Below are 25,838 nucleotides of genomic sequence, written 5' to 3'. Positions count from 1 at the left end.
ATGAACTGTCCACGCTCATCGGGCAGGGCGGCATGGGCCAGGTCTGGACGGCGTACGACCAGCGGCTGGACCGGCGCGTGGCGGTGAAGCTGCTGCGCCCCGACAAGGTGGCGGGGCAGGAGGCGGACGAGCTGCGCCGCCGGTTCGTGCGCGAGTGCCGGGTGACCGCGCAGGTCGACCACCCCGGGCTGGTCACGGTGCACGACGCGGGCAGCGAGGGCGAGGAGCTGTTCCTCGTCATGCAGTACGTCGACGGCGCCGACCTCTCCGACCACCTCGCCGAACAGGACCCGTACCCGTGGCAGTGGGCCGTGGCGGTCGCCGCGCAACTGTGCGCCGTGCTGAGCGCCGTGCACGCCGTGCCGATCGTCCACCGCGACCTCAAGCCGCGCAACGTGATGGTGAAGCAGGACGGCACGGTCACCGTCCTCGACCTCGGCGTCGCCTCCGTGATGGACGCGGACACCACCCGCCTCACGCACACCGGCACCCCCATCGGCTCGCCCGCCTACATGGCCCCGGAGCAGGCGATGGGCGGCGCGGTCGGCCCGTACACCGACCTGTACGCACTCGGCGTACTCCTGCACGAACTGCTCAGCGGTGACGTGCCGTTCGCGGGGTCGACGGCGCTCGGTGTGCTGCACCGGCACCTGTACGAGCCGCCGCTCCCCGTGCGCCGGGTCCGCCCCGAGGTCCCCGAGACACTCGAAGCGCTCGTGCTGCGCCTGCTCGCCAAGGACCCGCAGCACCGTCCCGCCTCCGCGCAGGAGGTGTACGAGCACCTGGCGCTGCTGCTGCCCGCGCGCGGCATGCCCACCGGAGGGCCGCTCGACCCCACCCGCCCCTTCGTGCGCCCGCACGCCCCCTGGCCGGACCGCGCCCGCACGCCCGCGCCCCAGCCCGCCCCGGCCACCCCCGTCGCCGCCGAACAGGCCGAGAAGCCCGACGTCGCGCGCGCCGTCGACGAGGTCAAGCGCCTCCTCGGCGAGGGCCGCATCACGCAGGCCGTCGACATCCTGGGCGCGATCCTGCCCGCCGCCGCCGAACAGCACGGCGAGCACTCCCCGGTCGTGCGCACCCTGCGCAAGCAGTACGCGGCCACACTCCTGGACGACGGCCAGTACCGGCGCGCGCTGCCCGAACTGCGCCGCCTCACCGACGAACGCGCCGCCGAGGCCGGCCCGTCCGACCCGCAGTCCCTCCGCTTCCGCTACGAGACCGCCCAGTGCCTGGAGCAGCTCGGCGAACCGGCGGCGGCGCTGGCCGAGTACCGCGCGCTGCTGCCGTACTACGAGAACCAGTACGTGTCCGGCGACCCGGAGCTCGCCCACGACGTCCGCCGCCGCATCGGCCACCTGCTGCTCGCCCTGGGCGACCGCGCCGCCGCCCACGACACCCTGGCCCGCCTCCTGCACGACAGCGAACGGCTCCACGGCCCCGGCCACCCGCTCGCGGCGGAGATCCGCCGGACACTGCAGTGGCTGGGACAGGTACGCGGCTAGGCCGATCGCCCACGGCTCGCCGCAGCCCGGCGCACGGGCACCCCGGGCCACCACGACCGAGCCCGCCGACGGACGCCCCGGTGGCCGTCACGGGCCGAGACCACCCCCTCTCGGGCGCGGCGGTGCCCGAAGTCCTGGTGAATCGTTGGTCGAATGGGTTGGCCAGAGCTTGCGCACTGCCTACCATCGATCACCGCAAGACCTTGTGCACCGTCGCACAATCTCCTCGGGAGGTCTCCTTGCACCGCCGCCGTCGCACCGCGCTCCTCCTCTCCGCCGTGATCGCCGCGGCTCCCCTCCTCACCGCCTGCGGGAACGAGGCGCATCCCGGTGCGGCGGCCGTCGTCGGCGGCCAGCGGATCACCGTCGCCCAGCTGGAGAACCGGGTGAGCGAGGTACGCCGGGCGCAGCGGGCCGCGGTGCCGGACGAGGCGCAGTACCAGCAGGTCATCGCCAAGACGGGCACCCTGAGCCGGGACACCCTGCACACCATGGTCCTGGACCGGGTGCTGCGGCGCGCCGCCCAGGACGCGGGCGTGACCGTCAGCCGCAAGGAGATCCAGCAGATGCGCGCCGGCCTGGAGCAGCAGACCGGCGGCGCGAAGGCACTGGAGACGGCCTGGCTCCAGGAGTACGGCATCGCCCCCGAGCGTCTCGACGACAACCTCCGCCTCCAGCTGGAGGCCCAGAAGCTCGCGGCCGAGCTCGGCACCGACACGGGCGATCCCGCCTTCTGGAACGCCCTCTCCAAGGCCTCCAGACAGCTCGACGTGGACCTCAACCCGCGCTACGGCACCTGGGACGTCCAGAAGAGCAGCCGCGCCGACGCGAAGACGCCGTGGGTCCGGGAGGTCACGACGGCGGGAACCCCGCAGACGGCGTGAGGCACGACGGTACGGCGGCCCCCGCCGGCCGACGGCCCGTGGCCGACCAACCGGCGGCACCTCACGCGACCCCCCCGCCCGACGACGACGCCCCGCCCGACCCGGCATCCGACCCTGTGGACAACCGTGCTCGCGGACTCCCGACCCTGTGGACAACTCGCGGTCCTGTCACCGGCGTGCGTTAGCTTCGAATCGTGAACGCAACCAGCTCCGAAGCCGCCCCGGACCCCCGGACCCCGGACCCCGGCCACACGGCGGACGCGCCGCCCGCCCCCGGCCGCATCATCCTGCTCACCACCAGTCACCGCGTCGCACCCGGCCTGCTGTCCTGGCCCGCCTGGCAGGCGCTGCGCGCCGCCGACCGGGTGCTGTGCGCGGACGGCGCGCACCCACAGCTGCCCTATCTGCGCGAGGCCGGTACGGCGGTCGACGAGGCCGCGCCGACCGCCGGGGAACTGGTCGACGCGTGCGCCGGAGGCAGAACGGTGGTCGTGGTGGCCACCGGAGAGGGCGAGCCCGCCCTCACGGACGGCCTCGCCCGCCTCGCCGGCTCCGGCCGCGTCTCGATGCCGGAGCTGGAGCTGCTCCCCGCCTCCTACGACCTGCCGGGCGCCCGCCTCCTCGACCTCGTCCAGGTCATGGACCGCATCCGCGCGGAATGCCCCTGGTCGTCCCGGCAGACCCACAAGGGCCTGGCGAAGTACGGCATCGAGGAGGCGTACGAACTCGTCGAGGCGATCGAGGAGGGCGACCGCGACGAACTCCGCGAGGAACTCGGCGACGTCCTCCTCCAGGTCGTCTTCCACGCCCGGATAGCGCAGGAGGACCCGGACACCCCTTTCTCCATCGACGACGTGGCCGGCGGCATCGTCACGAAACTCATCCACCGCCACCCCCACGTCTTCGGCGACGAGACGGCGACGACCCCCGAGGAGGTCAAGGAGCACTGGCTGCGCACGAAGGCGGCGGAGAAGCAGCGCGCCTCGGTGACGGACGGCGTCCCGCTGGGCCAGCCGGGCCTCGCCCTCGCGGCGAAACTGACGTCGCGCGTCCGCACGGCGGGCCTGGAGGTCCCGCTGCCCACCGCCGAGGGCGTCGGCTACGAACTCCTGGCCCTGGCCGCACGGGCCGAGGCGGAGGGTGTGGACCCGGAAGCGGCCCTGCGGGCGGCGGCACGGGCGTACCGGGACGCCGTACGGGCTGCTGAAGGGCTCGGTGGTTAGTACCGTGGCGTCCACGGGCGGGTGCGAGGCGTGGGGGACGGCACAGTGGCATCGGAACTGGAGTATCTGAGGAAGACGTTACTGCGTGCGGCCCGCAGCTCGCCGGTCACGGCGCAGCGGATCGCGGAGGTGCTGCAGCGGTCCGGCGTCCCCGGGGCGCGCGAGACGTGGTTCGTCCCCCGTCCCGGGATGCTCGTGGCCGAGGACCAGCGGCGCCTGCTGGAGACCCTGCGCGTCGACCGCGCCCAGTCCTTCTCCGACCTCAAGGCGATCGTGGCGGAGCACGCCGCACCGCCCAGGGCGGCCGCTCCCGCCGTGCACACGGCCGCCGACCACGTCGACTTCCGCGACGGCACCTTCCACGACCAGGTGATCGGGGTCCAGCACCACCACTACGGCACCGTCCCCGCCCCGGCGGACTGGCGGCCGGTCCAGCAGGTGGGGCCCCTGGAGTTCGGCGTCCGCCCCACCCGCCACGTGCCCGGACAGCCCGACGTGCCGCCGTACGTGCCGCGCGACTGTGACGAGGACCTGCGCGCCAAGCTCGGGCACAGCAGCCTGGTGCTGATCCTGGGGGAGCCGTACGCGGGCACGTCGTACACGGCGTGGCAGGGCGTGCGGACGCTGGAGAACCACCGGCTGTACGTCCCGGACCCCGGTGAGGACCTGCGGGCCCTGCTCACCGCACTGCGCGGGATGCCCGGCGGCTACGTCCTCTGGCTGGACGAGCTGACCGACCACCTGGGCGTCGGCGCCGGCAGCCTGGACCCCCGGCTGCTGGGACGGCTCAGCGCGCTCGGCGTGGTCGTGCTCGGCGCGATGAGCCCCGACGAGTACTACCGGCGCCGTGCCGGCACCGCCCCCGGTGACCGGGTCGTCGCCGCGGCCCGCACTGTGGAGCTGGCCCGCGAGTGGAGCGAGGCCGAGCTGGAACGGCTGGCGGCGCACGACGACCCGCGCGCCTACCCGGCGTACATGTGGAGCGGACGGGAGGGCGCGGCCTCCTACTTCGCGATCGGGCACCTGCTGTTCGACGAGTGGCGGCGGGTCGGGACGCACCTGGAGCACCCACGAGGCCAGCTGCTGGTCCGGGCGGCGGTGGACCTCGCCCGGTGCGGAGTACGGGGAGCGGTACCGGTCGGCCTGCTCGCCTCGGTGCAGGAGCGGTACGGGAGGGAGGAGCGCGAGTCGTTCGAGGACGCGCTCGCCTGGGCGACGACACCCTTGTTCGGGGTGTCTGGGCTGCTGGTACAGGGCGACGAGGCGGACACCTGGCGGGCGTACGGGGCGCTGGTCGCGGAGGCGTTGAGATCGGGCGCCGATCTGGAGCCGGTGCCGGACGAGGTGTGGTGGACGCTGCTGGACGCGGCGGAGGGAGGGGCCCCGGTCGACCGCGGGCCCGTGCTCGACGCGGCACGGGTCGCGCTGCACGCGCGTATCGAAGCGGGCGACGCGGACCTGATGTACGCCTTCGCCGATCGCGTGGGGGGCGACGAACGCGAGGAACTGCTCCGCCGCGCGGCCGACGCCGGACACCCGCGGGCGGCCGAGGAGTGGGCGGCGCGTCTGCTGCACGCGGGGGACGAGACGGGTGCCCTGCGGTACCTGGAGGCCGCGGCGGAGAGCGGAAGCACGAGCGCGGCCCGCGAGGCGGGACGGCTGCACCTCGGCCTGGCGGAGAAGTGGCTGACGGCGGCGAGGGACGCCGAGGCGGCGCACCTGCTCGGGGACCTGCTGCTCCTGCGGGGCGATTACGGGGCGGCGCACGACTCGTACCTGGAAGCGGAGAAGGCGGGACACACGGCGGTCGCCCGCAGCTCGGGCATGTACCACCTGCTGATGAGCGAGCCGAGGAAGGCGAAGATATGGCTGACACGTGCGGCGAAGGCAGGCGATGAGAGCGCCGGGGAACTCCTGAGCGCGCTGGGACCGGAGGTGAATGACCTGCAGGACTATTTCGCTCCGAGCTCCGCCTTCCCGCTGGACTACGCCCACCACGGCACCCTGGCCGAGGAGCAGGGACAGGCGGACGAGGCCCGGAAGCTGTACGAAGAGGGCCACGCGACCGGCGACGCCTACGCCGCCTACCGTCTGGGCGCCCTGCTCGACCGGCAGGACCGGCCCGACGAGGCACGCGACTGGTACCGCAAGGCCGCCGACATGGGCCACCCCGGCGCTCAGCAGGCCATGAGCGAGGCTCCCGAGCCGCCCGATACCGTCGGGGCGTGACCCACCAGCCCCCTCCCGCCGACCCCGCCCCGGAACTCTTCACCTGGGAGTTCGCCACCGACCCCTATCCCGCGTACGCCTGGCTGCGCGAGCACGCCCCCGTCCACCGGACCGAACTCCCCAGCGGCGTGCAGGCCTGGCTGGTCACCCGTTACGCCGATGCCAAGCAGGCCCTCGCCGACCCGCGGCTCTCGAAGAACCCGGCGCATCACGACGAGCCCGCGCACGCCAAGGGCAAGACCGGAATCCCCGGTGAGCGCAAGGCCGAGCTGATGACGCACCTGCTCAACATCGACCCGCCGGACCACACCCGGCTGCGGAAGCTCGTCAGCAAGGCGTTCACCCCGCGACGGGTCGCCGAGTTCGCGCCCCGGGTACAGGAGTTGGCCGACGACCTCATCGACCGGTTCGCCGAGCGGGGCAGCGCCGACCTCATCCACGACTTCGCCTTCCCGCTCCCCATCTACGCGATCTGCGACCTGCTCGGCGTCCCCCGCGAGGACCAGGACGACTTCCGCGACTGGGCGGGCATGATGATCCGGCACGGCGGCGGGCCGCGCGGCGGTGTCGCCCGGTCGGTGAAGAAGATGCGCGGCTATCTCGCCGAGCTCATCCACCGCAAGCGCGAGGCGCTCCCCGCCGAGAGCACCCCCGGCGAGGACCTCATCTCCGGGCTCATCCGCGCCTCCGACCATGGCGAGCACCTCACCGAGAACGAGGCCGCCGCGATGGCCTTCATCCTCCTCTTCGCCGGCTTCGAGACGACCGTCAACCTCATCGGCAACGGCACCTACGCCCTCCTCACCCACCCCGGGCAGCGCGACCGGCTCCAGCGGTCCCTCGCCGCCGGCGAACGCGGGCTCCTGGAGACGGGCGTCGAGGAACTCCTGCGCTACGACGGCCCCGTCGAGCTCGCCACCTGGCGGTTCGCCACCCGGCCGCTCAGCATCGGCGGGCAGGACATCGCGGCCGGCGATCCCGTGCTCGTCGTCCTCGCCGCCGCGGACCGGGATCCGGAGCGGTTCGCCGATCCGGACGTGCTCGATCTCTCCCGGCGGGACAACCAGCATCTCGGATACGGCCACGGCATCCACTACTGCCTCGGCGCGCCCCTCGCCCGCCTGGAGGGCCAGACCGCCCTCGGCACGCTCCTCACCCGGCTCCCGGACCTGCGACTCGCGGTGGACCCAACGGACCTGAGGTGGCGCGGGGGGCTCATCATGCGCGGACTGCGCACGCTGCCCGTCGAGTTCACGCCCCGTGGCCGGACGCCTTCACGCAGGTAAAGGTGACACGCCCTCAACTCTGTGATCTTCACGTGATCTGCGCGGCATTAACTTGTGACAAGTGATCGTGTGCCTATACGTTCACGGATCAGCGCGGCGCCGAGCACCACGCGCCGCGCCGGTCACCGTTGTCTTGTGAAAGGTCTCCGCATGCTCTCCGGGAACGGCCGTCATCGTCGCCCCCGCCAGGCTCCGGCTCTTCTCGTCGCGGCCGGAGTGACCGGCTCCGCCATCGCGATCCCGCTGCTCGGTGCCACCGGCGCCAGCGCGGCGACCGGCACCACCTGGGACCAGGTCGCCAACTGCGAGACCGACGGTTCCTGGAGCGCGGACAGCGGCGACGGGCACTACGGCGGACTGCACATCGCCCAGGAGGACTGGGAGCAGTACGGCGGCCTCGACTACGCCTCGCGCGCCGACCAGGCCAGCCGCTCCCAGCAGATCGCCGTGGCGGAGAAGATCCTCGCCGACCAGGGCGTCGGCTACTGGTCCACCTGCGGGCTGCTCAACGGGCTCAGCAAGGACTCCCGGGCGGCCGACGTCGACACGGGTGTGGCGGGCGACGCGACGCCGGACACGTCGAGCGGGACGGGCGGCTCGGCCTCCTCCGGCCTGTCCGACCCCGCGGATCCGTCGACGGGTTCCTCCGCGGACGCGGAGTCGGACACGGCGTCGCCGTCCGCGTCGGCCTCGTCGCCCACGGATTCGCCGGATTCGCCGGATTCATCGGGCTCTTCGGGCTCTTCGGGCTCTTCGGGCACCGGGGACAACCTGGCCAACTCCGACACATCCGTTGATCCCGGCGCGGGTTCCCGTGACTCCCAGGATTCCGGCGACTCCTCCACCGGCACGGAGAATCAGGACGACTCGGACAACTCCTGGCAAGTGGGCGGTTCTTCGAGCCTCGTCGACACCGGCGCCCTCAGCGGCGGCAAGCACCGCGGCGGCAGCGCCGATGAGAACGCGACCCTCGCCGCCGCCGACACGGCCACCTCCGGCGGCCGTCACGCCGCCCGGGGCGACTCCTACACCGTCCTTCCCGGAGACACGCTCGCGTCCATCGCCGACTCCCTTGGGCTCGACGGCGGATGGCGTGCGCTCTACGAGGAGAACAAGCAGGCGATCGGTGGTGACCCGAGCCGTATCGTGCCCGGTCAGACCCTTGGACTTGGTGTCGAATAGGGCGAAAACCAACGGGAGTTCACGTCACGCTTCGCACTGAATGTCCGGTTTGGCGAAAGTGTGGGATGAGTCTCAGAAGCCCTGATCGTCTTTGAAATTCCGTGGATCGCGTGTCTACCGTCGGGACCGCTCGCCAACACGAGCCCCGGCTGCCGCAACGCCGAATCCTGCCAGCGGCCGTCCGGGAACAGTCGTCGCGTCAAGCGCCGTAGGCAGGAGCGGGGGACCCAAGGTAAGCGCCGGGGCCAGCACTTGAGGCTGGAACCGGCTTGGGGTGAAGCCGCACCTCGTGAGAGGCGCGGCCGGGCAACTCAACCGGCCCGAACCCGACAGCTCACCTCGCAGGCGTCGGTGAGGGGATCCACCATGCTGTTTTCCGCCAAGGGCAAGCACCGTCGCCCGTCCAAGGCCACCCGTGCCATCGCCATCGCCGGTGTCACCGGTGCCGCCGTCGCCGCCCCGCTGATGGCGGCCGGCAGCGCCTCCGCCGCCACCGCCTCCGAGTGGGACACCGTCGCCCAGTGCGAGTCCGGCGGCAACTGGTCCATCAACACCGGCAACGGCTACTACGGCGGCCTGCAGTTCTCGGCCTCCACCTGGGCCGCGTACGGCGGCACGCAGTACGCCGCGCAGGCCAACCAGGCCTCCAAGGCGCAGCAGATCGCCGTCGCCGAGAAGGTCCTGGCGGGCCAGGGCAAGGGTGCCTGGCCGGTCTGCGGCGTGAGCCTGTCCGGTGCCGCCTACAACGGAGCCGGTGCCGAGTCCTCGTCGAGCGGCTCCAGCAGCTCCTCGCAGAGCCAGAGCCAGAGCCAGGGCCAGAGCACCGACACCAGCAGCCGCTCGACCAGCGAGCAGCCGGCCTCCCGCTCCGCCGAGCGTCCGGCCACCAAGAAGACCGTCACCACCCCGACCGGCAAGAAGGTCAAGAAGGGCGACGGCGAGTACAAGGTCGTCTCCGGCGACACCCTCAGCTCCATCGCCGACAAGCAGGGCGTCAAGGGCGGCTGGGCGAAGCTGTTCGAGCTGAACAAGGACATCGTCGAGGACGCCAACCTCATCTACCCGGGTCAGCAGCTGCACCTGAAGTAGTACGCGGCGCCCAGCTGAACCACAGCGACCCCACATCCGGGTCCTTCATGATGAAGGCCTCGTGAGGGTCCCCCCGTCCCCACGGGCTCCCCGCTCCGGTGCGTGTTCCCCCGTACGCACCGGAGCGGGGCTTTTTTGTGCCCCTCTTCGTGCCCCTCTTTGCGCCCCCTGTGTGTTCCGCTCTCCGCTCCGCTCTTTGTTCCGTTCGGAAACAATTTACTCTCGGTTCTGCCCAAGGGGTGGGCGACCGGCTGGCCGATCCCCCCGGGCCGGTTAGGCTCGGTCTCGCAGGACCCACCGTGGTCCTGCTGCCCACGTCACATCCAAGAAGGAGATGCTCGTGCCGTCCATCGACGTCGTCGTAGCCCGGGAAATCCTGGACTCCCGAGGCAACCCCACGGTCGAGGTCGAGGTCGGCCTCGACGACGGCAGCACCGGTCGTGCCGCCGTCCCGTCCGGCGCCTCCACGGGCGCATTCGAGGCCATCGAGCTCCGCGACGGCGACCCGAACCGCTACCAGGGCAAGGGTGTCGAGAAGGCCGTCCTGGCCGTCATCGAGCAGATCGGCCCGGAGCTGGTCGGCTACGACGCCACCGAGCAGCGGCTGATCGACCAGGCGATGTTCGACCTGGACGCCACCGACAACAAGGGCTCCCTCGGCGCCAACGCCATCCTCGGCGTCTCCCTCGCCGTGGCCCACGCCGCCTCCGAGGCCAGCGACCTCCCGCTCTTCCGCTACCTGGGCGGCCCGAACGCGCACCTGCTGCCGGTGCCGATGATGAACATCCTGAACGGCGGCTCGCACGCCGACTCCAACGTGGACATCCAGGAGTTCATGATCGCCCCGATCGGCGCGGAGTCCTTCTCCGAGGCCCTGCGCTGGGGCACCGAGGTCTACCACACCCTCAAGAAGGTGCTGAAGAGGAAGGGCCTGTCCACCGGCCTCGGCGACGAGGGCGGCTTCGCCCCGAACCTCGGCTCCAACCGCGAGGCCCTCGACCTCATCCTCGAAGCCATCAACGAGGCCGGCTACACCCCCGGCGAGCAGATCGCCCTCGCCCTCGACGTCGCCGCCTCCGAGTTCTACAAGGACGGCGTCTACTCCTTCGAGGGCAAGGACCGCTCCGCCGCCGAGATGACGGAGTACTACGAGGAGCTCGTCGCGGCCTACCCGCTCGTCTCCGTCGAGGACCCGCTGTTCGAGGACGACTGGGCCGGCTGGAAGGTCCTCACCGACAAGCTGGGCGACAAGGTCCAGATCGTCGGCGACGACCTGTTCGTCACCAACCCGGAGCGTCTGGCCCGCGGCATCGACGAGGGCGCGGCCAACGCCCTGCTCGTCAAGGTCAACCAGATCGGCTCGCTGACCGAGACCCTGGACGCCGTCGAGCTGGCCCAGCGCAGCGGCTTCAAGTGCATGATGTCCCACCGCTCCGGCGAGACCGAGGACGTCACCATCGCCGACCTGGCCGTCGCCACCAACTGCGGCCAGATCAAGACCGGTGCCCCGGCCCGCTCGGAGCGCGTCGCCAAGTACAACCAGCTGCTGCGCATCGAGGAGATCCTCGACGACGCCGCGGTGTACGCCGGCCGCTCGGCCTTCCCCCGCTTCAAGGGCTGAGCCGTACCTGGCCACGCCTGAGCCAGTCGTACGTACGTCCCCGTACCCGGTCCCGTACCGTGTGCGGGGACGTACGCACGTGTGAGACGGGAGGCGGGGACATGGCCGTGAAGGACCGGGACCGGTTCTCCACCACGACCAGGATCCGGTTGCTCGGCGAGCAGACGGCGGCCCGCGTCTACCGTTCCCAGACCAAACGGCAGGCCCGCCGCTCCCGGCTGACCGGCCGCGCCGCGCTGCTCGCCCTCGTGCTGTGCACGCTGGTGGTGGCGCTCGCCTACCCCATAAGGCAGTACGTCTCCCAGCGCGCCGAGATCGCCGACCTGCAACGCAGGCAGGAGCAGGCCCGGCAGCGGGTCGAGCAGCTGCGCGACCTCAAGGCACGCTGGCAGGACGACGCGTACGCGGAGCAGCAGATCCGGCAGCGGCTGCACTACGTCATGCCGGGCGAGACGGGCTTCATCGTCATCGGCCCGGACGCGGCCACGCGCTCGCGCGCCGACCAGGGCGCCGCCGGCCGCCCCTGGTACGCCAACGTCTGGGACGGCGTCGACAAGTCCGACGCCTCCGACCAGTGAACTGACCGATAGAAAGACAGGCATGCAGACGCCCCCGCCCCCTACGCCGCGCACCGACCCCACCGACGCGGACGTCGAGGCCTTCCAGCAGCAGCTCGGGCGCCCGCCGCGCGGCCTGCGCGCCATCGCGCACCGCTGCCCGTGCGGACAGCCGGACGTGGTCGAGACGGCCCCCCGGCTCCCCGACGGCACGCCCTTCCCGACGCTCTACTACCTGACCTGCCCGAAGGCGTCCTCCGCGATCGGCACGCTGGAGGCGAACGGCGTGATGAAGGAGATGACGGCCCGGCTGGAGAACGACCCGGAGCTTGCCGCCGCCTACCGTGCCGCGCACGAGGACTACATCCGGCGCCGGGACGAGATCGAGGAGCTGAAGGGCTTCCCGAGCGCGGGCGGCATGCCCGACCGGGTCAAGTGCCTGCACGTCCTGGTCGCCCACTCCCTGGCGGCCGGCCCGGGGGTGAACCCGCTCGGCGACGAGGCCCTCGCCATGCTGCCGGAGTGGTGGCGCAAGGGGGCGTGCGTGACGCCTTCCGGGCCGCCGTCGGAGGGGGGACGGCAGGTGGAGACGTCCGACGACGGGACGGGCCACTTCGCTTTCGGGCCGGTCGAGGGAGACGCCCGGTGACCCGTGTCGCCGCCGTCGACTGCGGTACGAACTCGATCCGGCTCCTCGTCGCGGACGCGGACCCGGCGACCGGCGAACTGGTCGACCTGGACCGCCGGATGACCATCGTCCGGCTCGGCCAGGGCGTCGACCGGACCGGCCGGCTCGCCCCCGAGGCGCTGGAGCGGACGTTCGCCGCCTGCCGCGAGTACGCGGAGGTCATCGACAAGCACGGCGCCGAGCGCCTGCGCTTCGTGGCCACGTCCGCTTCCCGGGACGCCGAGAACCGGGACGAGTTCGTCCGCGGGGTGCTGGACATCCTCGGCGTCGAACCCGAGGTCATCACCGGGGACCAGGAGGCCGAGTTCTCCTTCACCGGTGCCACGAAGGAACTGACGGGCCGCGACGACCTGGACCGTCCGTTCCTGGTCGTGGACATCGGCGGCGGCTCGACCGAGTTCGTCGTCGGCGGGGAACACGTGCGCGCGGCCCGCTCGGTGGACATCGGCTGTGTGCGCATGACGGAGCGCCACCTCGTCCGGGACGGCGTCGTGTCCGACCCGCCGTCCGAGGAGCAGATCGCGGCCATGCGGGCCGACATCGAGGCGGCCCTCGACCTCGCCGAACGGACGGTCCCGCTGCGCGAGGCGCGCACGCTGGTGGGCCTGGCCGGCTCGGTGACGACGGTCTCCTCGATCGCGCAGGACCTGCCGGCCTACGACTCGACGGCCATCCACCACTCCCGCGTCCCGCACGACCGGGTCCGCGAGATCACCGGGAGGCTCCTGCACTCCACCCACGCCGAGCGTGCGGCAATCCCCTCCATGCACCCGGGCCGCGTCGACGTGATCGGCGCGGGCGCCCTCGTACTGCTCGCGGTCATGGAGCGGATCGGCGCGGAGGAGGTCGTGGTGAGCGAGCACGACATCCTCGACGGCATCGCGTGGTCGGTGGCATAGGCCCCCGCCGGGGAGGCGTACGGCCTCTGCTGAGCAGGTCGGAGAACGTATGAGCGCGTTCGGGGGACCCTTCCGGGCCCCTCGATGACGCGCCGTCGGAAAAGTTCGTGAAGTTCTTCACAAGGAATTTGGTCCTACCGGAGCAGGAAAGGCGTCCGGTTGACCCTTCCGGGGGTTCGACGCCCCCTTGAACGCGTTCAGAAGGGGTGGGCGAGGGCTGGCGGGAAGGGGTCCGGAGGGGCCTCGCCGAGGGGCTCACAGAGGGTCCGTCGGCCCGGAGAGGCAGCTCACGCGGCATTGACAAGGGATCCCCAGTGCACATGTCGCCGGTGCGCGCCATGACCTGGATCACGTGAGCGGCGGAGGATAACACACACCTGGCACAAGCTTGTGAAGGGGCGCACGAGCGACGCTCCAGTGGCAGGTGGATACTCGATGGCATGAGCACCACGGAGCGTCCCAGGATCCTCGTAGTAGGCGGTGGGTACGTAGGCCTGTACGCAGCTCGGCGCATTCTCAAGAAGATGCGCTACGGCGAGGCGACCGTCACGGTCGTCGACCCCCGGTCGTACATGACCTACCAGCCCTTCCTTCCCGAAACCGCCGCCGGCAGCATCTCCCCGCGCCACGTCGTCGTCCCGCTGCGACGCGTGCTGCCCAAGGCGGAGGTGCTCACCGGTCGGGTCACCACCATCGATCAGGACCGCAAGGTCGCCACGATCTCGCCGCTGGTCGGCGAGGCGTACGAGCTGCCCTTCGACTACCTGGTCGTCGCGCTCGGCGCGGTCTCCCGCACCTTCCCGATCCCCGGCCTCGCCGAGCAGGGCATCGGCATGAAGGGCATCGAGGAGGCCATCGGCCTGCGCAACCACGTCCTCGAACAGCTGGACAAGGCCGACTCCACGAACGACGAGGAGATCCGCCGCAAGGCGCTCACCTTCGTCTTCGTCGGCGGTGGCTTCGCGGGTGCGGAGACCATCGGCGAGGTCGAGGACATGGCCCGCGACGCGGCGAAGTACTACAACAACGTCTCCCGCGAGGACATGCGGTTCATCCTCGTCGACGCCGCCGACAGGATCCTCCCCGAGGTCGGCCCCAAGCTCGGCCAGTACGGCAAGGAGCACCTGGAGGCCCGCGGGGTCGAGGTCTACCTCTCCACCTCCATGGACTCGTGCGTCGACGGCCACGTGGTGCTGAAGAACGGCCTTGAGGTCGACTCCAGCACCATCGTGTGGACGGCGGGCGTCAAGCCGAACCCGGCTCTGTCCCGCTACGGCCTTCCCCTGGGCCCCCGTGGTCACGTCGACTGCGAGGCGACGCTCCAGGTCAAGGGCACGGACTACATCTGGGCCGCCGGTGACAACGCCCAGGTTCCGGACCTCGTCGGCCGCAAGGCGGGCAACGAGAACGCCTGGTGCCCGCCGAACGCGCAGCACGCGCTGCGGCAGGCGCGGGTCCTCGGCGACAACGTGATCTCCGGTATGCGGGGCTTCCCGCAGAAGGACTACAGCCACGCCAACAAGGGCGCTGTGGCGGGCCTCGGCCTCCACAAGGGCGTCGCGATGATCGTCATGGGCAAGATGAAGATCAAGCTCAAGGGCCGGCTGGCGTGGTACATGCACCGCGGCTACCACGGTCTGGCGATGCCGACGTGGAACCGCAAGATCCGCGTCTTCGCCGACTGGACGCTCGCCATGTTCCTCAAGCGCGAGGTCGTGTCCCTGGGCGCTCTGGAGACTCCGCGCGAGGAGTTCTACGAGGCCGCGAAGCCCGCGCCGGTCGCCGCCGCCGGCAAGGCGGAGGAGAAGCCGAAGACCGAGGAGAAGGCCAAGGCGTCCTGACGCCCGGTCACCGAACCCCTTCGAAGGGGCCGCCCGCCATCCGTGGTGCGGGCGGCCCCTTCGGCTTGCCCGGCTCACCTGAGTACGGGGGCTCATGTGCCCTGCCTCATCCGGGTGTTGGATGGGAGCGTGTTCAGGACACGACGGATGTGCGCTGTCACTGCTGGTAGTTAGAGTGGTCGGTGCGGCTGGAGAACAAGGCTCGCCACGGTGGTCGTACGTAGTCATACGTGGCCATACGTCACACGTCATATGTCGTACGGGGAGGGTGCTTGTGTCGTCGGGGCCGGATGGACCGGCGTGGGGCGCGTCGTGGGTCTCCGGCCTGGTTGGCACTGCCGCCGCAGCCGCCGCTGCCACCGCCGATGTGGCCGCCGAACTGTCGTCGTTCACGGAGTTCCGCAGGCGCGTCGACGAACTGATCCGTGACCTGAAGAGCTCGGAGGCGGGCCCCGACAAGGTCGGCGAGGAGCCACTCGCACGCCACCGGTTCGGCGGCGGGGAGGGATCCTTCGCGGAGGCGTCCGGGCTGTTCACGGCGTACCACACGGTGATCGCCGAGCTGGAGACCCTGTCGAAGCTCCTGTCGGACTCCATGGAGGGCATGGGCATCGCGGTCCTGGCGTCACACAAGGGCTACGAGAACATCGACCTGGACATCCGTGACCGGATGACGGCGATCAGCGCGGAGACGACGGAGCGCTACGGGGGCGGTTACGGCCCTGGGGCTCCGCAAAGAAGCGCCGGGACCGGCGGCCAGAAGCCCGAGGGCGGCGACGTGGGAGGCACGATCTGATGCCGGCCAAAGGCCCCGGTGGCAGTACCTCTTTCGAGGACATGAGCCACGAGCAGATGCTGGCCTGGCTGGACCAGGCGAACGCGGGCACGGTTCAGGCCGCCGCCGACCGGCTGGTCACCGCGGCGAAGGAGATCCGCAAGATCGCCGAAGAGCTGAAGGTCCGCCCGCAGTGGGTGGAATGGAAGGGCGAGGGCGCACAAGCCTTCCGCACCTGGAGTGCGGATCTGGCCAACTCCACCCTGCGGCTGGGTGACTTCAGCGAGGACACGGCGAAGTGGCTGGCCCGGACGTCGGACGCGATCACCGAGGCGCAGGTGTCGATCCCGCGGGACGCCGGGAGCGCGCAGGCGAATCTTGACGCGGCTCAGTCGGCGCGCAACGACCCGGACGCGGCATCCGTCGGGGCCAAGTCAGCGAGCGAGCTCGCGGCACTGGCGGCGCACAAGGAAGAGGTACGGCAGCAGGCTGCCGCGCAGATGCGGAAGCTGGCGCAGTCGTACTCGTGGTCGGCCACGCAGATGAACGCGCTGGAACGGCCCAGGTTTCCGCCGCCGCCGGAGGCTCTCGTGCCGCCGGATGCTCGTGGGCGTGGCGACGAGCGCGGGATTGCACGTCCTGGTGGTCACGGCGTGGCCCAGACTTCCGCGTCGGCTGGCCCGGCTCCCGGTGCTCTGGCTCAAGAGCCTGCCCGCCTCCTGGCCTCTGAGCATGTGCAACAACCAACGCTGCCCGCTCATGCGGCGCAGGTTTCTGAGCACTCGCCGGTTCGCATGGACGTTGACTCGGTACGCGCATTGCCCCGACAGCCGCACACAGCGCTGCTGGGTACGAGCGAGGGACCGCTCACTACCGGTCGGGCGCCCGGTATGGCGGCAACGCCACCTGAAGTCGCGCTTCCGGCGTTCGGTGGGGCGAGAACCCCCCTGGGCTCGACAGGGCCAGGCAGGCCGATGCCGGCCCCAGTGTCGGGCAGAGCGGTGACCGGTCCAGTCGGACAGGGGGGAACGCCAGCCGGTCAGACAGGTCATGCGCGGCCGGTTGGCGCCGGGCGGTCCCCTTTCATGCCTGGCCAAGGAACCTCGACGTCGCAGCCCGGCCGACCACCAGGCGGCAGCACCGGCGGCATTGTGGGCGGTCGTCCGGCCACGCCACCTGCGGGCCGGTCTACAGGGGCGATTCCTCGCGGCACCGTGGTGGGCGCGGAGGGGACGAGCGCTCGTGGCCCGCTGAGTCCCACTGCGGGCAGTGGCGCTGCCTCAAGTTCATCCGGCAGCCGAGGGCAGATTCCCGGCGGACGTGCCGCATCTCCCAGCGGAGGAGTCGTGGGCGGCGCCTCGCCACAGACTGGCCGAGCCGCTCCGCGCCCGCCGGTTCCTGACAGGTCCAGTGGGCCTTCCACGCCGGGGGCGGCTGTACGAAACGGCGTCTCGGGCGGTACTCCGCATGCCGGAGGCGCGGGGACGGGCCGAGACAGGCCCGCTGCTCGTACGACACCCTCGGGACGCTCGTCAGGCTCGGGTGGCACCGGCACCCGGTCTGGCCGTGAGACCGGGGACCGGCCGGATCGCGGCCGTACCGCGGACCCCACCACCGATTGATGCCAGAGGAAAGGCGAGAGGGATCGCATGTTCATCAGCAGTAGACGGCGTGGGCGCCGCAACGGCGCAGCCTCGACGGTGCTCGGCCTGCTGCTGGTCGGTTCCACGGCTGCTCCGGCGCATGCGGAGTCGACCCGTGAGCAGCAATGGTTCCTCGACGCCATGAAGGCCGAGCAGATGTGGCAGACAAGCACGGGCGATGGCGTCACAGTTGCTGTGATCGACTCCGGGGTGAACCAGAACAACCCTGATCTAAAGGGCCGCGTTCTGCCCGGCAAGGACTTCGCGACGGACCAGTCGGGAGACGAGCACACTGATTACGACGGACATGGCACGGGCATGGCTGGGCTGATCGCCGGAACTGGCGCATACGGTGGCGGCAAGGGTGCCTTCGGTCTCGCTCCTGGCGCCACGATCCTGCCGATCCGGATGCCCGATGCCGAAAAGGCGCCCAACGAGGCTGCGGCAATCAGGCAGTTCAACGAGGCGATCCCGAAGGCGATCCGGTACGCAGCGGACGCAGACGCGCAGGTCATCAATATCTCACTAGGTCAGACCCAAGGCTCACCGACAGTGTCAGCAGCGGTGAGATACGCCCTGGAGAAAGGTTCGTTGATCTTCGCGGCCGTCGGGAACAGCGGTGACAAGACCAACCGGATCGAGTACCCCGCGGCCACGCCGGGTGTGGTCGGCGTAGCCGCAGTAGGGAAGGATCTGCGCAGAACCGCGGAGTCCGAGTACGGCCCGCAGGTGGACATGGCCGCGCCGGGTGATGACATGGTCCACGCGTGCGGAGACGAAACCGGACTGTGCGTAAGCCACGGCACCAGCGACGCCACCGCCCTCGCCTCCGCCAGCGCCGCCCTGATCTGGTCCAAGCACCCGACCTGGACCAACAACCAGGTCCTCAGGGTCATGCTCAACACCATCGGCGCCCCCACGGACGGCGCCGAGCGCAACGACTCCATCGGCTACGGCATCGTCCGCCCCCGCATCGCACTGCAGAGCCCGGGCGATCCGGGCCCGGCGGACGAGTACCCGCTCCCGGATCTGGCGGCCGCGGCATCGGCTGCGCCCTCCTCTGCCGCTTCCGTTTCAGGGCCGGAGGACGTTTCGGCCGCGGACTCGGCCAAGGAGGAAGACGAGGACAGCGACACCGCGCTCTGGGCGGTACTGGGCGCAGTCGGCGCCGTCGCCGTCGCGGGAGCAGTGGCCGTGTTCGTCGTCATGCGCAAGCGTTCGGACGCGGCGAGGCGGGCGATCCTCACTCAGCAGCCACCCCACCAGGCAGGCCCGTATCCCTACGCGGGCCAGGTGGTTCAGCCGCCTTGTCCGACGCCCCCGTATCCCCAGCAAGACCCGGGCACCCGCCCATAGTTCCCGACGCCAGGGATCAGCGGTGCGGAACGCGTGCCCCCGGCTGCTGTGCGAGAACGAGGCCATGCAGACGGGGCACGTGTGAAGTACTGATGCGCGGTGACGTCCGACGCTCGGGTATTCGCCGCCGTTGGTACGTTGAGGCTCGGGCGAGAAGCTCCGAGACCAGTCCTGATCGGGAGCGAGTCACCTCCGGAACTGCCACCGAAGAGGCGTGACGTCACCCGCACCGACACCCGGCCAAGGCCGACGCCCCCGACGGCATCGGCATCGAGGTCACCTCGGTCGTGCTCGACGCGCTCTGGCAGGCCCAGCCGCGACGCGTGGCGTCTACATCTTTTTGCTCAGCCGTAACGCGGATGGGGGACTGTGCCCCGGCCCCGCAGGTGTTTACGTGGGTGTTGACATTCCGGGTTCCCCCGTCACGGAGGTGTACGCCATGCCAGACGCCGCCCTGCGGCTGAAAAGCCTCGTCGAACAGTTGCTGGGAGCCCCTTTGCCGGTGCGTGTCCGCGCCTGGGACGGTTCGCAGGCGGGGCCGCCGGGCGCGCCGACCCTGGTCGTCCGCAATCGCCGCGCCGTACGCCGTCTCCTGTGGAAGCCGGGCGAGCTGGGCCTCGCCCGGGCCTGGGTCGCCGGTGACCTGGACGTCGAGGGGGATCTCTACACCGCCCTCGACCTGGTGTCGGGGTTCGTGTGGCAGCGCGGGGAGGACGCCCGCAGCCTCGCCCAGGCCCTGCGCGACCCCGAGGTGCGGGCCGCCGTCCGCGGACTCTTCGCCCTCTCCGGGCCGCCGCTGCCTCCGGCCCCGCCCCGCGAGGAGGCCCGCAGACCCCGCCGTCGCCTGCACACCAAGCACAGTGACCGGCGCGCGATCAGCCACCACTACGACGTCGGCAACGACTTCTACGAGATCGTCCTCGGGCCGTCCATGGTGTACTCCTGCGCTTACTGGCCCGCCCCCGAGGCCGACGGCGCCACCCTGGAGACCGCCCAGCGCGACAAGCTCGAACTCGTCTCCCGCAAGCTTGCCCTGCGGCCGGGCCAACGGCTGCTGGACGTCGGCTGCGGCTGGGGTTCCATGGCCGTCCACGCCGCCCGCGAGCACGGCGTGAGCGTCGTCGGCATCACCCTCTCCCACGAGCAGGCGGCGTACGCCCGTAAGCGCGTCGCCGACGAGGGGCTGACCGACCGGGTCGAGATCCGCGTACAGGACTACCGGGACGTCACCGACGGCCCCTACGACGCCATCTCGTCCATCGGCATGGCCGAACACGTCGGCGCCGAACGGTACCTGGAGTACGCCGGGCATCTCTTCGGGCTCCTCAGGCCGGGCGGGCGGCTGCTCAACCACCAGATCGCCCGCCGGCCCCATCGCGACGAAACCGCCTACGACGTCGACGCGTTCATCGACGCCTACGTCTTCCCGGACGGTGAACTCGCCCCCGTCGGCGCCACCGTCACCCAGCTCGAACGCGCAGGCTTCGAGGTGCGGGACGTCGAGTCGATCCGCGAGCACTACGCCCTCACCCTGCGCCGCTGGGTCACCAACCTGGAGGCCGACTGGGACCGGGCCGTGGAGCTGACCAGCCCCGGGCGGGCCCGAGTCTGGCGGCTCTACATGGCCGCCTCCGCGCTCGCCTTCGAGCACCACCGCATCGGCGTCAACCAGGTCCTCGCCGTCAGGACGCCCGAGTCCGGCGACTCGGGGATGCCCCTGCGGTCCCGTACCTGGAACTGAGCACGAGCGGCAGCGGGGCCCCGTCCCTGTCGAAGGAACGGGGCCCCGCTGCCGTACGCCTGCCGCTACTCCGACTTGATCGCCGACAGCATGTTCAGCCGGGCCGCCCGCCGGGCCGGCCACAGCGCCGCCAGGACACCCACCGCCGCCGCGAGGAGGAGGAAGACGGCCATCCGCGCCCAGGGCAGGACGAGTTCGTACGTCGGCAGGCTCGCGCCGAGGAGTTCACCGGCCGCCCAGCCGAAGAACACACCCAGCCCGATGCCCAGCACCCCGCCGAACAGCGAGATGACCAGGGACTCCAGGCGGACCATCCGCTTGATGCCCTTGCGGTCCAGGCCGATCGCGCGGAGCATGCCGATCTCCTGGGAGCGTTCGAAGACCGACATGGCCAGGGTGTTGATGACACCGAGGACCGCGACGATCACCGCCATCGCCAGCAGCCCGTAGACCATGTTCAGGATCAGCGTGAACATCTGCGCGATGTCCTCGGAGAGGTCCTTCTTGTCCTGGACCTTGATGGCCGGGTTGGCGCCGAGTGCCTTCTCCAGTGCGTCCTTCGTCGCACCCGACGAGCCGTCGGACGTCTTCACCATCACCTGCATGTCGGCCGGGTCCGTCTGGTGCGGCGAGAGCGTGGCGTTGTCCAGCATGATGCCCTGGATCATCTGGTTGCCCTCGTAGATCCCGGCGACGCTCAGCTCCTGCTTCTTGCCGTCCTCGTAGGAGACGGTGAAGCGTGAACCGGTCGTCCAGTCGTGCGACGTGGCGGTGTCGTCGTCCACGACGACCCGCGTGCCGCCGACCGTGAAGGAACCGCTGTCGATCGTGAGGTCGGTCAGCTCGCGGATGGTGGCGCCGTCGACGCCGGTGAGGTACTCGGTCTCGCCGTCGATGCGGGAGGGCGCGTTGCGCAGCGGGCTGGTGGCGGTGACGTCGTCGAGCTGCTTCAGCTTCTTCTCGACGTCCGGGGAGAGTCCGTTGCCGTTGGCCATGGAGACCACGTAGTCCGCGCGGATCGCCGCCGCCGCCATCTTGTCGATGGACTTCTGCAGGCTGCCCGCCATCACCGTCATGCCGGTGATGAGGGTGAGGCCGATCATGAGCGCGGAGGCGGTGGCGGCCGTGCGGCGCGGGTTGCGCACCGAGTTCTGGCGGGCCAGCTTGCCCGAGACGCCGAACACGCGCAGGGCCGGGGAGGCGGCCGCGATCAGCGGGCGGGACAGCAGCGGGGTCAGGATGAAGACGCCGATGATCAGCAGGACCGCGCCGATGCCCATGGGGGCCTGGCCGTCCGAGCCGGACATCGTCGTCGCCGCGAGGACGATCGCGATGCCCGCCGCAGAGAACAGCGCGCCCAGGGTGTTGCGCAGCACCAGCGACTTGGTGGTCGCCGCCGCGTGCAGGCTGCTCATCGCCGCCACCGGCGGGATCTTCGCGGCCCGGCGGCCCGGCAGCCAGGCGGCCAGCATGGTGATGAGGATGCCGACGGCGAGGGCCGCGCCGACCGTGCCGGGCGTGATGATCAGCGGTCCGTCCGGGACGGTCGCACCGAGCGAGCCCATCAGCGACCGCAGCCCGGCCCCGATGCCGATCCCGGCGACCAGGCCGGTCACCGCGGCGACCGCGCCGACCACGAACGCCTCCACCAGCACCGACCGCGTGACCTGCCGGCGCGAGGCGCCGACCGCGCGCAGCAGCGCCAGTTCCTTGGTGCGCTGGGCGACCAGCATGGTGAAGGTGTTGGCGATGATGAACGTGCCGACGAAGAGCGCGATGCCCGCGAAGACCAGCAGGCCCTGCTTCAGCCCGGACATCGAGGAGGAGATCAGCTCCGCCTGGTCGGCGGCCAGTTGCTCGCCCGTCGTCGTCTCGACCAGGTTCTCCGGCAGTGCCCGGTCCAGCTCGCCCTTCAGCGCCGTCTGGCTGACGCCCGCCTTCGCCTTGACGTCGATCTCGTCGTACGTGCCCGTCTTGCCGAACAGCCGCTGGGCCGTGGCCGTGTCGAAGAGGGCCAGGCTGCCGCCGGCGGCGACATTGCCGTCGTCGGTGGTGAAGATGCCGGTGATCTTCGGGGTCAGCACCGGTCCGTCGACCGAGACTCGTACGGTGTCACCGACCTCGTACCCGGCGCGCTCGGCGGTCTCGGAGTCGACGAGGACCTCGTCCGCTCCGCGCGGTGCGTGACCGTCGACGAGCGGGTACCGGGGGTCCTCGGCGTCCCAGTAGTTCCCGCCCTCCGACTGGAAACCGCCGCCGATCAGCTTGCCGTCCTTGTCGGCGATCGCGGTGAATCCCTTGACCACGCCGATGGCGGACGCGGCCCCCGGCACCCGGGTGCTCCGGTCGAGCAACGCCTGGGTCAGCTCGGGCGTCGTGCCTACGGTGTCGCCCTCGCTCTCCTGGTGCTTGGCCGCCACGGCCACGTCGACCTGGCCGAAGCCCTTGGCCGAACTCTTCTGGAACGCCTCGGAGATGGTGTTGGTGAAGACCAGGGTGCCCGACACGAAGGCCACGCCGAGCATCACGGCGAGCACGGTCATGAGCAGTCTGGCCTTGTGCGCGAGTACGTTGCGCAGGGCGGTGCGGAACATCAGCTGGTGCGGCCCTTCGTGTCGAACCGCTTCATGAAGTCGAGGACGGACTCCGCCGTGGGGTCGTACACCTCGTCGACGACCCGGCCGTCCGCCAGGAACACCACCCGGTCCGCGTACGCGGCGGCCACCGGGTCGTGGGTCACCATCACCACCGTCTGCCCGAGCTCCCGCACGGAGTTGCGCAGGAAGCCGAGGACCTCGGCGCCGGCGCGCGAGTCGAGGTTCCCGGTCGGCTCGTCACCGAAGATGATCTCGGGCCGGGAGGCCAGCGCGCGGGCCACGGCGACGCGCTGCTGCTGGCCGCCGGAGAGCTGGGAGGGACGGTGGCTGAGCCGGTCGCTCAGACCCACCATCCGGATCACGGAGTTCAGCCACTCCTTGTCGGGCTTGCGGCCCGCGATGTCCATCGGGAGCGTCATGTTCTCCAGCGCGGTCAGCGTCGGGAGCAGGTTGAAGGCCTGGAAGATGAAACCGATCTTGTCCCGGCGCAGCTTCGTCAGCTGTTTGTCCTTCAGCGACCCGAGCTCCGTGTCGCCGATGCGCACCGAACCGGACGAGAAGGTGTCCAGACCGGCCACACAGTGCATCAGCGTGGACTTGCCGGATCCGGAGGGGCCCATGATCGCGGTGAACTCTGCCTGCCCGAACCCGACGGAGACCCGGTCGAGGGCGACCACCTGGGTCTCGCCCTGTCCGTAGATCTTCGACAGATCCGTGGCGCGCGCGGCCACGGCGGTGGTGCGGCCGGCGATGGGAGTGGTGGTCACGGGTGGGAGCTCCTGACGGGACGACGGTTGTCGGTCGTGTTCCATCGTGGTCGCCGTTCCCGCCCGTGGAGTCAGCCGCTGTTCCGGTTCCGAAGGCAGTCTCGGGTCGCATCAGGGGCCGCCGTGTCATACCTGGGGATGACGGGCAGCCCCGAGAGGGCCGCTTCAAGAACAGGTGGAGCCCCCTTGTTCAGACGGTGAAATTCCGTCATTCCGCATGCGCGGCCGGGGTGTGCGCGCAAGGCTGTTGGCAAGTGCGGACGGCCTGTTCCAGGTGCTGATGCTCCCTCAGGCGCCAATAAAATAAGACAACATGGGTCCGCCCCGCCGGTGGTGGCCAGAGGTATCCCGATAGGCTCGGAACCTCGATGCGGAGCCCATGGCCTGCCCGGATGGTGGAATGCAGACACGGCGAGCTTAAACCTCGCTGCCCCTTCGCGGGCGTGCCGGTTCAAGTCCGGCTCCGGGCACTTCCGACACATGCACCCTCCATTGAAGAGTTCACCGCACGACCGTTGACAGCGGGCGGACGCGGTCGCAGACTCATGCCCGGAAGATGGTGAACAGAATTTCACCACGCGAACCGCGCACTGCGCACCCGTTCCACGGTCAACAGAGAGGCTGGTCGATGCGCACCACCGTCGGCATCATCGGAGCCGGCCCGGCCGGTCTGCTCCTGGCTCGGCTGCTCCACAACGCGGGCATCGACTCGGTCGTCCTGGAGAGCCGCGACCGCGCCTATGTCGAGCACCGGCAGCGGGCCGGGATCCTGGAGCAGGGCACGGTCGACGTGCTGCGCGAGGCCGGCGCGGGGGAGCGTATGGACCGGGAGGGTCTGCGTCACGACGGAATCGAACTGAGGTTCGCAAAGCAGCGTCACCGCGTCGACTTCCCCGCCCTCACCGGCGGCCGCTCCGTGATGGTCTACGCCCAGACCGAGGTCTGCAAGGACCTCATCGCCCTCCAGCTCGCCGACGGCGGCCCCCTGCTGTTCGAGGCGGAGGCGCTCGCCGTCGAGGACGCCGACACCGGCCGGCCGCGCGTCCGCTTCCGGCACGAGGGCCGCGAGGACGTCCTGGAGTGCGACTACGTCGTCGGCTGCGACGGCTTCTGGGGTGTGGCACGCAAGGCGGTCCCGGCCTCCCTGTCCCGGACCTTCGAACGGACGTACCCATTCGGCTGGCTCGGCATCCTGGCCGACGTCCCGCCCTCGCACGACGAGCTGGTCTACGCCCGCCACGACCGCGGCTTCGCCCTGCTGTCCATGCGCTCCCCGTCCGTCTCCCGCCTCTACCTCCAGGTCCCGGAGGGCACGGACGCCGGGTCCTGGAGCGACGACGCCATCTGGGCGGAGCTGGAGCGCCGCTTCGAGACCGCCGACGACTGGCACCTGGAGCGGGGCCCGATCACCCAGAAGTCGGTCACCCCCATGCGCTCCTACGTCCACGAGCCCATGCGGTACGGCCGCCTCTTCCTCGCCGGCGACGCCGCCCACATCGTGCCGCCCACCGGAGCCAAGGGGCTCAACCTGGCCGTCGGGGACGTCGTGACCTTCGCGCGGGCCCTGGTGTACGAGCGGGAGAAGGGCTCGGCGGAGCTGCTCGACGCGTACGCGGCGACCTGCCTGCGCCGCGTCTGGCAGGCCGAACGGTTCAGTTACGACATGACGAGCCTCCTGCACCGCGCCCCCGACGCCACTCCCTTCGAGGACCGCCTCCAGCTGGCCCGCCTGGAGCGGATCGCCTCCTCCCGCGCCGCCGAGACCGACCTGGCGGAGGCGTACACCGGGTTCCCGTTCGGCTGAGCGCGGCGGACGGTCTCCGGCCGGTCCCGGCCGTGTCGCGGGTTGGTCATGAAAGAGCCCCTCCGTGGCCGGGAATCAAGGGCGCGCGTAGCGTGTTGCCCAGCACGAAGAGGGAAAGATCCTCCCCAAGCACTAGGGTCATTCCTTTGCCTAC

The 25,838-nt window shown here is 70.8% G+C and carries 18 protein-coding genes, 1 tRNA gene and 1 riboswitch; of the genes, 17 read left to right on the top strand and 2 right to left on the bottom strand.

Features of this window, described 5'->3' with window-relative positions:
• Window positions 1-5 precede the first annotated feature (5 nt).
• The 15 genes from ACWD0J_RS04705 to ACWD0J_RS04635 all read left to right on the top strand — a co-directional run bounded on the left by ACWD0J_RS04705 (window position 6) and on the right by ACWD0J_RS04635 (window position 20,516).
• A complete protein-coding gene (locus ACWD0J_RS04705) occupies window positions 6-1,502 on the top strand; it encodes a protein kinase domain-containing protein (RefSeq protein WP_451494392.1) in 1,497 nt (498 codons plus the stop codon).
• A gap of 239 nt (window positions 1,503-1,741) precedes the next feature.
• Window positions 1,742-2,386 carry a SurA N-terminal domain-containing protein gene (locus ACWD0J_RS04700; RefSeq protein WP_451494286.1) on the top strand — a complete coding sequence of 215 codons (645 nt, stop codon included), beginning with the start codon at window positions 1,742-1,744 and terminating at the stop codon, window positions 2,384-2,386.
• 194 nt (window positions 2,387-2,580) lie between these two features.
• Window positions 2,581-3,609 carry a nucleoside triphosphate pyrophosphohydrolase gene (locus tag ACWD0J_RS04695; protein ID WP_451494285.1) on the top strand — a complete coding sequence of 343 codons (1,029 nt, stop codon included), beginning with the start codon at window positions 2,581-2,583 and terminating at the stop codon, window positions 3,607-3,609.
• A gap of 45 nt (window positions 3,610-3,654) precedes the next feature.
• The gene (locus tag ACWD0J_RS04690) at window positions 3,655-5,838 is read left to right on the top strand and encodes a hypothetical protein (RefSeq protein WP_451494284.1); all 2,184 of its coding nucleotides are present in this window, start codon (window positions 3,655-3,657) and stop codon (window positions 5,836-5,838) included.
• Window positions 5,835-7,124 carry a cytochrome P450 family protein gene (locus ACWD0J_RS04685; RefSeq protein WP_451494283.1) on the top strand — a complete coding sequence of 430 codons (1,290 nt, stop codon included), beginning with the start codon at window positions 5,835-5,837 and terminating at the stop codon, window positions 7,122-7,124. Before ACWD0J_RS04690 ends, ACWD0J_RS04685 begins: the two co-directional genes overlap by 4 nt.
• A 150-nt stretch (window positions 7,125-7,274) precedes the next feature.
• Window positions 7,275-8,306 (top strand): transglycosylase family protein, encoded by a 1,032-nt coding sequence (locus ACWD0J_RS04680; protein WP_451494282.1) that lies wholly within the window; start codon window positions 7,275-7,277, stop codon window positions 8,304-8,306.
• Window positions 8,307-8,500: 194 nt separating this feature from the next.
• A riboswitch (cyclic di-AMP (ydaO/yuaA leader) is annotated at window positions 8,501-8,669 on the top strand.
• Between the two features lie 3 nt (window positions 8,670-8,672).
• The gene (locus tag ACWD0J_RS04675; RefSeq protein ID WP_451494281.1) at window positions 8,673-9,395 is read left to right on the top strand and encodes a transglycosylase family protein; all 723 of its coding nucleotides are present in this window, start codon (window positions 8,673-8,675) and stop codon (window positions 9,393-9,395) included.
• Between the two features lie 334 nt (window positions 9,396-9,729).
• Window positions 9,730-11,016, top strand: a complete 1,287-nt coding sequence (gene eno / locus ACWD0J_RS04670; RefSeq protein WP_451494280.1) for a phosphopyruvate hydratase — start codon at window positions 9,730-9,732, stop codon at window positions 11,014-11,016.
• A 101-nt stretch (window positions 11,017-11,117) separates the two neighbouring features.
• Window positions 11,118-11,594, top strand: coding sequence for an FtsB family cell division protein (locus ACWD0J_RS04665; RefSeq protein ID WP_451494279.1), 477 nt, complete (start codon window positions 11,118-11,120; stop codon window positions 11,592-11,594).
• A 22-nt stretch (window positions 11,595-11,616) separates the two neighbouring features.
• The gene (locus tag ACWD0J_RS04660; protein ID WP_451494278.1) at window positions 11,617-12,222 is read left to right on the top strand and encodes a DUF501 domain-containing protein; all 606 of its coding nucleotides are present in this window, start codon (window positions 11,617-11,619) and stop codon (window positions 12,220-12,222) included.
• On the top strand, window positions 12,219-13,160 hold the full coding sequence (locus tag ACWD0J_RS04655) for a Ppx/GppA phosphatase family protein (protein WP_451494277.1): 942 nt from the start codon (window positions 12,219-12,221) through the stop codon (window positions 13,158-13,160). The genes ACWD0J_RS04660 and ACWD0J_RS04655 overlap by 4 nt, the downstream gene beginning before the upstream one ends.
• A gap of 440 nt (window positions 13,161-13,600) precedes the next feature.
• Window positions 13,601-15,001 carry an NAD(P)/FAD-dependent oxidoreductase gene (locus ACWD0J_RS04650; RefSeq protein WP_451494276.1) on the top strand — a complete coding sequence of 467 codons (1,401 nt, stop codon included), beginning with the start codon at window positions 13,601-13,603 and terminating at the stop codon, window positions 14,999-15,001.
• A 367-nt stretch (window positions 15,002-15,368) separates the two neighbouring features.
• Window positions 15,369-15,797: a hypothetical protein gene (locus ACWD0J_RS04645; RefSeq protein WP_451494275.1), complete on the top strand. Its 429-nt coding sequence runs from the start codon at window positions 15,369-15,371 to the stop codon at window positions 15,795-15,797.
• Between the two features lie 1,628 nt (window positions 15,798-17,425).
• Window positions 17,426-18,775, top strand: a complete 1,350-nt coding sequence (gene mycP / locus ACWD0J_RS04640) for a type VII secretion-associated serine protease mycosin (protein WP_451494274.1) — start codon at window positions 17,426-17,428, stop codon at window positions 18,773-18,775.
• Between the two features lie 439 nt (window positions 18,776-19,214).
• On the top strand, window positions 19,215-20,516 hold the full coding sequence (locus tag ACWD0J_RS04635) for a class I SAM-dependent methyltransferase (RefSeq protein WP_451494273.1): 1,302 nt from the start codon (window positions 19,215-19,217) through the stop codon (window positions 20,514-20,516).
• A 65-nt stretch (window positions 20,517-20,581) separates the two neighbouring features.
• On the opposite strand, the gene ACWD0J_RS04630 is transcribed toward ACWD0J_RS04635, so the two are convergent.
• Window positions 20,582-23,110, bottom strand: coding sequence for an ABC transporter permease (locus ACWD0J_RS04630; RefSeq protein ID WP_451494272.1), 2,529 nt, complete (start codon window positions 23,108-23,110; stop codon window positions 20,582-20,584).
• Window positions 23,110-23,880 (bottom strand): ABC transporter ATP-binding protein, encoded by a 771-nt coding sequence (locus tag ACWD0J_RS04625; RefSeq protein WP_451494271.1) that lies wholly within the window; start codon window positions 23,878-23,880, stop codon window positions 23,110-23,112. The genes ACWD0J_RS04630 and ACWD0J_RS04625 overlap by 1 nt, the downstream gene beginning before the upstream one ends.
• A gap of 386 nt (window positions 23,881-24,266) precedes the next feature.
• Here ACWD0J_RS04625 and ACWD0J_RS04620 point away from each other — a divergent pair.
• Together ACWD0J_RS04620 and ACWD0J_RS04615 are read left to right on the top strand one after the other, a co-directional pair.
• A tRNA-Leu gene (locus tag ACWD0J_RS04620) sits at window positions 24,267-24,350 on the top strand.
• Between the two features lie 158 nt (window positions 24,351-24,508).
• Window positions 24,509-25,684 carry a 4-hydroxybenzoate 3-monooxygenase gene (locus ACWD0J_RS04615; protein WP_451494270.1) on the top strand — a complete coding sequence of 392 codons (1,176 nt, stop codon included), beginning with the start codon at window positions 24,509-24,511 and terminating at the stop codon, window positions 25,682-25,684.
• The last annotated feature ends 154 nt before the right edge of the window (window positions 25,685-25,838 follow it).

The sequence above is a fragment of the Streptomyces sp. NPDC003011 genome (assembly GCF_053591515.1).
This window is presented reverse-complemented; position numbering and strand designations above follow the sequence as displayed.